The 7,500-nt window shown below is 71.1% G+C and carries 5 protein-coding genes and 1 riboswitch (2 of these 6 only partly in view); of the genes, 1 reads left to right on the top strand and 4 read right to left on the bottom strand.

Annotated features, from left to right (window positions below; all coding sequences use genetic code 11):
• The 4 genes from H565_RS0107360 to H565_RS14650 all read right to left on the bottom strand — a co-directional run.
• Positions 1 to 935, bottom strand: the start of a protein-coding gene (locus tag H565_RS0107360; protein WP_027460478.1) for an RHS repeat domain-containing protein. It extends 2,245 nt beyond the left edge of the window; only the first 935 of its 3,180 coding nucleotides appear in the window; the start codon lies at positions 933 to 935; the stop codon falls past the left edge of the window.
• A 2-nt stretch (positions 936 to 937) separates the two neighbouring features.
• Complete coding sequence (locus tag H565_RS0107355) at positions 938 to 3,715, bottom strand: DUF7927 domain-containing protein (protein WP_027460477.1); 2,778 nt, start codon at positions 3,713 to 3,715, stop codon at positions 938 to 940.
• Positions 3,716 to 3,847: 132 nt separating this feature from the next.
• Entirely contained in the window at positions 3,848 to 6,139 is a 2,292-nt protein-coding gene (locus tag H565_RS0107350; RefSeq protein WP_027460476.1) for a DUF11 domain-containing protein, read from the bottom strand.
• A 53-nt stretch (positions 6,140 to 6,192) separates the two neighbouring features.
• Positions 6,193 to 6,690 carry a DUF11 domain-containing protein gene (locus H565_RS14650; protein WP_034408730.1) on the bottom strand — a complete coding sequence of 166 codons (498 nt, stop codon included), beginning with the start codon at positions 6,688 to 6,690 and terminating at the stop codon, positions 6,193 to 6,195.
• A 65-nt stretch (positions 6,691 to 6,755) separates the two neighbouring features.
• Positions 6,756 to 6,839: riboswitch (cyclic di-GMP riboswitch) on the bottom strand.
• A 149-nt stretch (positions 6,840 to 6,988) separates the two neighbouring features.
• Between H565_RS14650 and H565_RS0107340 the strand changes: the two genes are divergently transcribed.
• A protein-coding gene (locus H565_RS0107340) for a vWA domain-containing protein (RefSeq protein ID WP_027460475.1) crosses the window boundary here: on the top strand, positions 6,989 to 7,500 show its start. It continues 700 nt past the right edge of the window; 512 of the gene's 1,212 nt are visible here — the first part of the coding sequence; it begins with the start codon at positions 6,989 to 6,991; its stop codon lies beyond the right edge, outside the window.

Here is a 7,500-nt window from a genome sequence, read left to right as displayed (position 1 = left end):
TCCAGGCGGACCTGGTAACCCGCCTCGCTGGGGGCCGCGTCGGGGAGGCGGGGTTCCAGGTTGGGGCGCACGGTCAGGGTGGACTGGCCGGAGGGGATGCCGAAGGCGTCGAGCGTCCGCACGCGCAGCCGCAGGGGGGTGCTGCCGTCGGCGACGAGGCTGATGGGGGTCACCTCGACCTGGGCGGTCGGCCCAGCGAGGGACACCGTGATTTCCTCCGCGCCGAAGCGCAAGAGGTTGGGTCCGGGGCGCAGGGGCACGCCCACATAGGTGAGGCGCTGCACGCCGCGCCCGCCGTCTTGCACGTCGGTGCCGATGCGGTCCTCGCCGACCGGGGTGCCGTTCACGGTCAGGACCGGGCGCTCGCCCAGCGGGGCTTCCACCGTCACGCTGATGCGGTCGCGCAGGCGAATCACGCTGCCCGCGAGGGGGAGCTTGATGGCCCCGGCGTTCTCAGCGAAGATTTCCCCCTGCGGCGCGAGGGGCGCGGCTCCCGCGAGGTCCGCCGCATCCAGGCGGCCCATCAGGACCTCCTGACGGTCGCCGGAGAGCCGCACTTGCAGGGCCGGAGCCGCCAGCGCTCCCAGCGGGGCCGCGTGGGTCAGCTCGTAGCTCAGGACGCCGCGCTCCTGGGCCGGGAGCACCCAGTACAGGGTGCCGCTTGCCCCCCGGCGGGGGTCGGGAACGGGCCGCCCGTCCAGGCGGCTGCTGCCGGGGAGGTACTCGGCCCCAGCGGGCGGCAGATGCGCGAGCACCAGCTCGCGGGCTTGCGGGGGGACGTCAAAGGGGAGAAGAACGGTGCTCGTGCGCTGCTCTGGCGCGGCCCCCACGGGGGGCGGGGTTGGCCCGGACTCGCCCGCCGCCTGGGCGGACGCCGGGCCGACGAGCAGCAGGGCCGTCAGCAGGGCGAGGGTTCGGGGCAGGGGGGCAGGCACGGTCAGTTCCTCCAGCGAACGAGGGGGTCGGTCAGGGCCGCGCCCGGCTCGCCCGCAAATGCGAAGTCATAGGTGAGGACGGTTTCTCCGGCCTCCAGGGTGCCCGACAGGGTGTGACGGCCTTCTTTCAGGGTGGCCCCCGCCGGGAGGGGGTCTTGCAGCTCAAACCCCGCGAGCGCCGAGGCCGACACCAACCGCAGGGTGACCCGGTAACCGCCGGGAATCGCGGCGAGGGTCTTGTCCACCCGCAACCCGCCCACGGTGAGGGACGTGCGCCGCAGCGCCGCCACGTCCGCCCCCAGCGGCGCGAGCGGGAAGTCCACCCCGGTCAGGCCGCGCACGTGCACGGTGCGGGTGCCGGGCAGGCCGCCGTCTGCGGGAACGCTCAGCGGGAGGTAGGGCACCGAGTTGGGGTCCAGGCGCAGCGCGTGGGTGCCCAGCGGCACCCCTGCGAAGTGGTAGCGGCCCGCCGCGTCGGTCAAGGCCAGGCGGCCCCCCGCGAGGATGACCCGCGCCCGCTCGACGGGGATATCCAGGCCCGCGTCATAGACCCCGTTGCGGTTGCGGTCCACGTAGACGGTACCCAGCAGGTCCGCGACGGGCGCGAAGGCCCCCAGCTTCAGCCGGGTCACGGCGGTCGCCACGTTGCTGGCGATGGCGCGGGCTTGTCCTCCGGCCCCGTCCCCAACGACTTCCACCCGGTTGACGAGTTCTCCGGTCGCGTCCGCGCCCACGCGGGTCTGGTAGGTCAGCTCCAGGGTGCCGCCCGCCGGAATCGTGCCGATGTTCCAGCGCAGCACCCCGTTCGTGACCGTGGGGTCGGCGAGGGGCTGCCCCCCCAGGCGGCTCGTGCCGGGGAGGTAGTTCAGGCCACGCGCCGGGGTGTCGGTGACCACCGCGTTCACGATGGCGGTCGTCGCGGAGAGGTTCTGGATGCGCAGGGTGTAGGTCAGGCGGTCGCCGGGGGCGGCCTGGGCATTGCTCACGGCCTTGCTGACCCGTAGGGCGGCGCTCCAGACCGGGCTTTGCACCTCATTGCTGGGCAGCGGCGTGGGCAGCTCGGTCGAGACGAGGTTGAAGACGTTCTTCAGCGCCTCGCCGTCCACCGCCCGCGTGCTCACCCGCGCCCGCACGGTGAAGGAGCGCGTCTCGCCGGGGGCGAGGGTGCCCACCGTCCAGGTCACGGTCTGACGGCCCAGTTCGCCCGCCACGGTACCGCCCGCCGACGCCTCCACGAAGTCCACGTGCGCGGGCAGGGGGTCGCTCACAGTGACCTCGGTCAGGGGGCGGGCGTAGGGGTTGCGGACCCGCAGGGTGTAGGTCAGCTCCTCGCCCTGGGCGACCGTGCGCTCCGGGGGGGGCGAGACGGTCTTGAGCAGTTCGGGAAGTCCCGCCTCCACCGCCTGCACCACGTCGCGGGTGGCGTTGCGGGTGCCCTGCGCCCCGGTCGCGGTGAGCAGCGCCTCCAGCCCGCCCGCCTGCGCCGCGTCGTAACACACCCGCACGAGCGCGGTGGCCCCCGGCTCCAGCGGCAGGGGCTGCACGAGGGGCTGCCCGTCCGCCCCGGTCAGGCGGGCGGTCGCCGCGCCCTGCGGGTAGGTCACGGTGACGGTAAAGAGGTCGCGCACGTCCCCGGTGTTTTTCAGGGTGTGCTCAAAGCAGACCGCCTGCCCCACGACCGCGAAGGGCCGAGTTTGCGTGTCGGCGGGGGTGCCTTCCGGGGCTTCGGGCTGCCCGACGGGGCCGATGGCGACCCCCGGCAGGAAGCGCACGTCCGCCTCGGCGCGGCCCGACGCCTGCTGGCGGCCCGTGACGGCGGTGGCGACGTTGGGGATGGTGCGGTTCTCGGCGGCCTCGGTCGCCCGCATCCGGAAGGTCAGGGTGAGGTCGGCCCCCGCCGCGAGGCTCGCGGCCCGGACCCGCACCCCGCGCACCTGTGCGGGTTCGCCCGTGCTCCAGCTCACCCCGTCGGCGGTGTACTCCAGGACTCCGGCGTTTGCCCGTGCGCTGCCGGGCACGAACACCAGCCCCTGCGCGAGCTGTTCGCCGAGGGGGTCGGTGAGGATGACCTCGCGGCTATCGCCCTCCCCCGCGTTGCGGGTCCGCACAGTGACGGTGGTCTCGTCGCCGGGGCGCACCCGCGCGGGCGAGAAGCTCTTCTCCACCGCCAGCGCAGGCGGCGGGCCGACGCGCACGCGGCTGACGTTGTTCGCGTCTGGCTCTGCCCCCCCGCAACTCGCCACCAGGTTGACGAAGGCATCCCCCCGCGCCCCCTCCCCCGTCTCCACGACGAGCAGCACGTTGGCGCTCGCGCCCGCCTCCAGCGTCAGGGCGTCCGCGCTCCCCTCACCGGGGTCGGCCACCCCGTTGCCGTTGGTGTCGAGAATGACCCGCAGGGCCGGGGTGTGGGCGCTCTCCGCTTCGGTACGAGCGCTCAGGGGAAAGGCGAAGCGGGCGTTGCCGCCGTTGACGACCGTATACCGGAAGGTCGCCCCCTCGCCGGGCAGCACGCTCGCACTTTGGCCAGGGGCCTGCACCGTCCCGTCCGGCGTCACGCTCACCGCGCACACCGCCTGCACGACCGTCCGGACGACGTTGGACTCGGCGCTCGTCTCGCCGCCGGGGGTCACGGGGTCGAAGGTGGCGGTCGCCTGGTTGGTGATGGCGGTTCCGGCAGGGGTCTGGGCGGGCGGGGCCGGGACGGTCTGGGCCTGGGCACCCACCGCGAACGCCCCCGCCAGCAGGCCGGGGAGCAGCAGGTTGAGGGGGGAATGGGTCACGGGGGTCAACTCCTGGGGGGAAGGTGGCTGGAAGTGGGGAGCGCTTGGGGCGCGGACAGAGCAAAAAAGAAGTCTGGTGTTGGGGAAGCGGGCGCACCCCACCGGGAGGAGCGGGGTGCGCCGGGGAGGAACTCAGTTCACACGGACGGTGAAGGTCAGCTCTGCCGTCGCGCCTGCGGGGAGGGCGTCGGGAGTGCCGTCGTTGTCGGCGTCAGCAGCCACCGCGATGGCCGTGCCCGCTGCGAGACCCGCCGCGGGGGCGGTCGCCGACCAGGTGCCGTTGCCAATCTTGTAAATCACCTTGCTGGGGGCCACGCCGCCAATCGTCAGGGTGGCCGACTGGAAGGTCGTGTTGGCGGGCACTGTGTCGTTCAGGGCGAAGTTCGCCACGGGCGCGTTGTAGTTGTTCTTGCCGATAATCTGGTAGACGATGTTCGCGCCGGGCAGGGCGGTCGTGTTGTTGGCGGTGTAGTTCGCGGGGTTGTTGATGCCGTTTTGGGGGGTCGCGCCCGCCGCCGTGCCGCTGCTCTGGGTGAACTTGGCGACGGCGACGGCGCCCACCGCGCCCACCTTGATGGTGTTGTTCAGGTCAGTCATGACGATGGTGCTGTAGTTGCCCACCGCCCGCTGGCTGAGGGTGTAGGTGCCCGCCGCCGTGCCGGTCGGTACCGTGACCACCGCGAAGACCTTGAGTTCCTGCCCAGCGGCAATCACCGGGGTGACGAAGTTGCCCGCGCCATTTTGCGGGAGCACCGCCCCGCTGCTGTCGACGTAGGTGATCGTGGCCCCGGCGGGCAGCCCCGGAGCGGTCGCCGAGAGGGTGTAGCTGTCGTTGTACGCGCCCATGTTGGCGACGTCCATCGGGAAGACAGCCACGTTGTCGGTGGCGTTGCTTGTGTCGGTGTTGGTGGTCGTGTTGCCGCTGGGCATGACGACCTGCTGGGGCGCGGGCGCGGGCGTGGCCCCCAGCACCCCGTTCGTGTGGTCCCCAAACTGGGCGGCCCCCTGGAGGATGTCGTTCACGGTGGTGGCGTCCGCCACGATATCGGCGTCGTTCAGCGAGTCCGCGCCAATCTTGAGCGAAACCGGGTTGAGCAGGGCCGCATCGCTGGGGTCGGGCAGGGTCACTTCGGTGCGGTAAATCACCGTGCTGCCCGCCGGGACGGTCACCGTGGGGTAGCTCGCGCCGCTGCCCACCGCGATGGGCTGCCCGGTCGTCACGCCCAGGAAGCGAATGCGGGTGCCGTCGGCGAGGGTGAAGACCCCGGTCGCCGGGTCAAAGGTGGTGCCCGCCAGAATCCTGCCGTCCGGACCCGCCGGGTAGAGTTGCACCCGGTCGTCGGCCTGACCGCTGTTCCTGAGCTGGTTGGTGAAGATGATGGTGTCGGCGGCGCCCGCGAGGTCGTTCGTCTGACCGACTGCCGGAGCCGTGGAGGGGTTGTCCGCGTCCGCCCTGGGGTAGGCCACCTGACGGTTGCCCTGCACGTCGGGCACGATGGGCGTTCCCGCCGCGCCGGAGGGGTCCGCCGGGTTGCTGGGGGTCGACGGGTACCCGGTCGCGGGCTGGGTGGGGTTGGGCTGGTTGGCGGTGCCGCCGGGCACGGTGGGCACATTGACCGTGCCCAGGGCGGGCGGGGTCGCGGGGGTGGTGCCGTCCGCGCTAACCGGGTTGGTGGGGTTGGCGGCGTTGGGGCCATTCTGCAGGGAGGGGTTAAAGGTCGTCACCCGCACGTACTGAAGGTCGGCGGCCTGGGCGGGCGAGGCGACGACCGCGCCACCCTGCACCGTCTGGTTCTCGTAGAGGGTGCTGCCGCTGGGGATGCCGTTTTGCCCCGTACCCGTGCCCGTGCCCGTTACGAAGCCTTCGGGCGACGCGCCGTAGGTCGTGTTGGCGGGGGCGCTGCTCGGCACCGTGAGTTCCTGGGTAAAGCGCACCACGCCCGTGGAGCCGGCGGGCAGGGTGATGATGTAGTTGCCGTCGCTGTTTTTGGGCAGCTCCACCCCGCTGACATCGAGGTAGCGCACCGTCAGGCCGCTCGCGCTGCCGGAAGTGTTGGGCCGCAGCACCACCGTAAGGGGCGTGTTGCCGTTGTTGACGGCGGCGTAATCGGTCCGCACGACCTGGCCGGGGGTCGCGTTGTTCACGACCTTGGGGGTGGTCGTCAGGGTGTTGCCGTCGGGGGTGCCGTCGAAGTACACGATGTCGAAGCCCGGCAGCGGCAGCACGGTCGTCGTGACGGTGTTGGAGCTGACCGGGGCCGCCGCGTTCCCGGTGGCGGGGTCAGTGAAGGTGGCCGTCGCCACGTTGGTGATGGGCGTGCCCGCCGCCGTGCTGGTGGTGTTGGGGGTGGGGGTGGTCTGCGCGGCGGCGTTGCCAAGGGCGAGCGCCGTCATCAGGGCCAGAATCTTGGTGGGTCCGTTCATGGGTGCTCCTTTTGCTGAGGGCTGTGCGCCCTGAGCGGCGTGGGGGGAAGGGGTCACTTCACCTGCACCCGGAAGCCGAGGGTCTTTTCGGCTCCGGCGGGCAGACTGGCGATGGTCCAGCGGACGGCGTTGTACTCGCTCGGCCTCACCTCGACCTCTTTGGTCACGGCCTTGCCGTTCTCAGTCACGGTGACCTTTCTCTTCAGGGGGGCGGGAGCGAAGGTCTGGCCGCCGTCGATGGAATACTCCGTGCGGACGCCTTCGGGGACGCTGCCGTCGGGGGCCACGTAGACCATGCCCCTAGGCACGGGCAGCCGCACCGCGACATTTGCGAGCGGGCGGGCGCTGACGTTGCGGGCGGTGACGGTCTGCGCGAGCAGGTCGCCGGGGCGCACGCGGGTGTAGTCCGGGGTGCGCCTCTCGGTCGCCTGACCGTCCACCTGAACGGTCTGAATCAGCGACTGGGTCAGGTTCAGGACCAGGGGCGAGGTGCTCTGGGCCAGGGCCAGGCCGGGCAGCGCGAGCAGAAGGGGGAGGGTCAGGCGGTTCATGGCAGCGGCTCTCTCCTTGGTCGGAGGGGACGCCAGCACAAAGGTCCGGCGTAACCCCCCTGAGGGGTCCGTTTCGCCGGTCGCACCACTCGCTCCCCGCGCGGCAGGTGCCCGAAGTACACCGCGCAGCTCTACGCTCGAAACGCCCCCACCGTAGGGTTGACCCCCTGACACAACTCTTACAGCAGTTTTTGATTTACTCATCCAATGTTCATAAATGAGGGTTCGGGTGGGGGCGCTCCCGTTACAAACCGCTGCGGGCAGGCGCGCCATCCTGGGGGCCACGGAGGTCACCGGTATGGCGCGTATCACGCGGTACAGCAAGTTCGAGGGCGAACTCGACCAGCTTGAGTCCAGTGAGCTGATGCAAATGATTCAAGAAGCGCTGCTGGGGCAGGGCATGAACGACCCCTATGACCCCGACCCCAACGCCCGGCCCAGCATGGACGACCTCTTTGACGCGATTTTGGAGGCGCTCGCCGAGCGGGGCATGATTCCCGAAGAGCAGCTCTTAGAGGCTCTGCAAGCCGATGACGTGCGCGAGACGCCGCTAGGCCAGCAGATTGAGCGCCTGATGGACAAGCTCCAGCAAGACGGCTTTATCCGCAAGGAGTTCGACGAGGAACCGGGGCAGGGTGGGCAGGGCCAGAGCGGCGAGGCCAAGTTCCAGCTCACCGACAAGAGCATTGATTTCCTGGGCTACAAGAGCCTGCGTGACCTGATGGGGGGCTTGGGCCGCTCCAGCGCAGGGGCACACGACACCCGCGAGTACGCTTCCGGCGTGGAGATGACGGGCGAACTCAAGAACTA

This window comes from Deinococcus murrayi DSM 11303, from assembly GCF_000482805.1.
Taxonomy (GTDB): domain Bacteria; phylum Deinococcota; class Deinococci; order Deinococcales; family Deinococcaceae; genus Deinococcus; species Deinococcus murrayi.
Note: the sequence above shows the minus strand (reverse complement) of the source record. Positions and strands in the feature narration are given on the sequence as shown.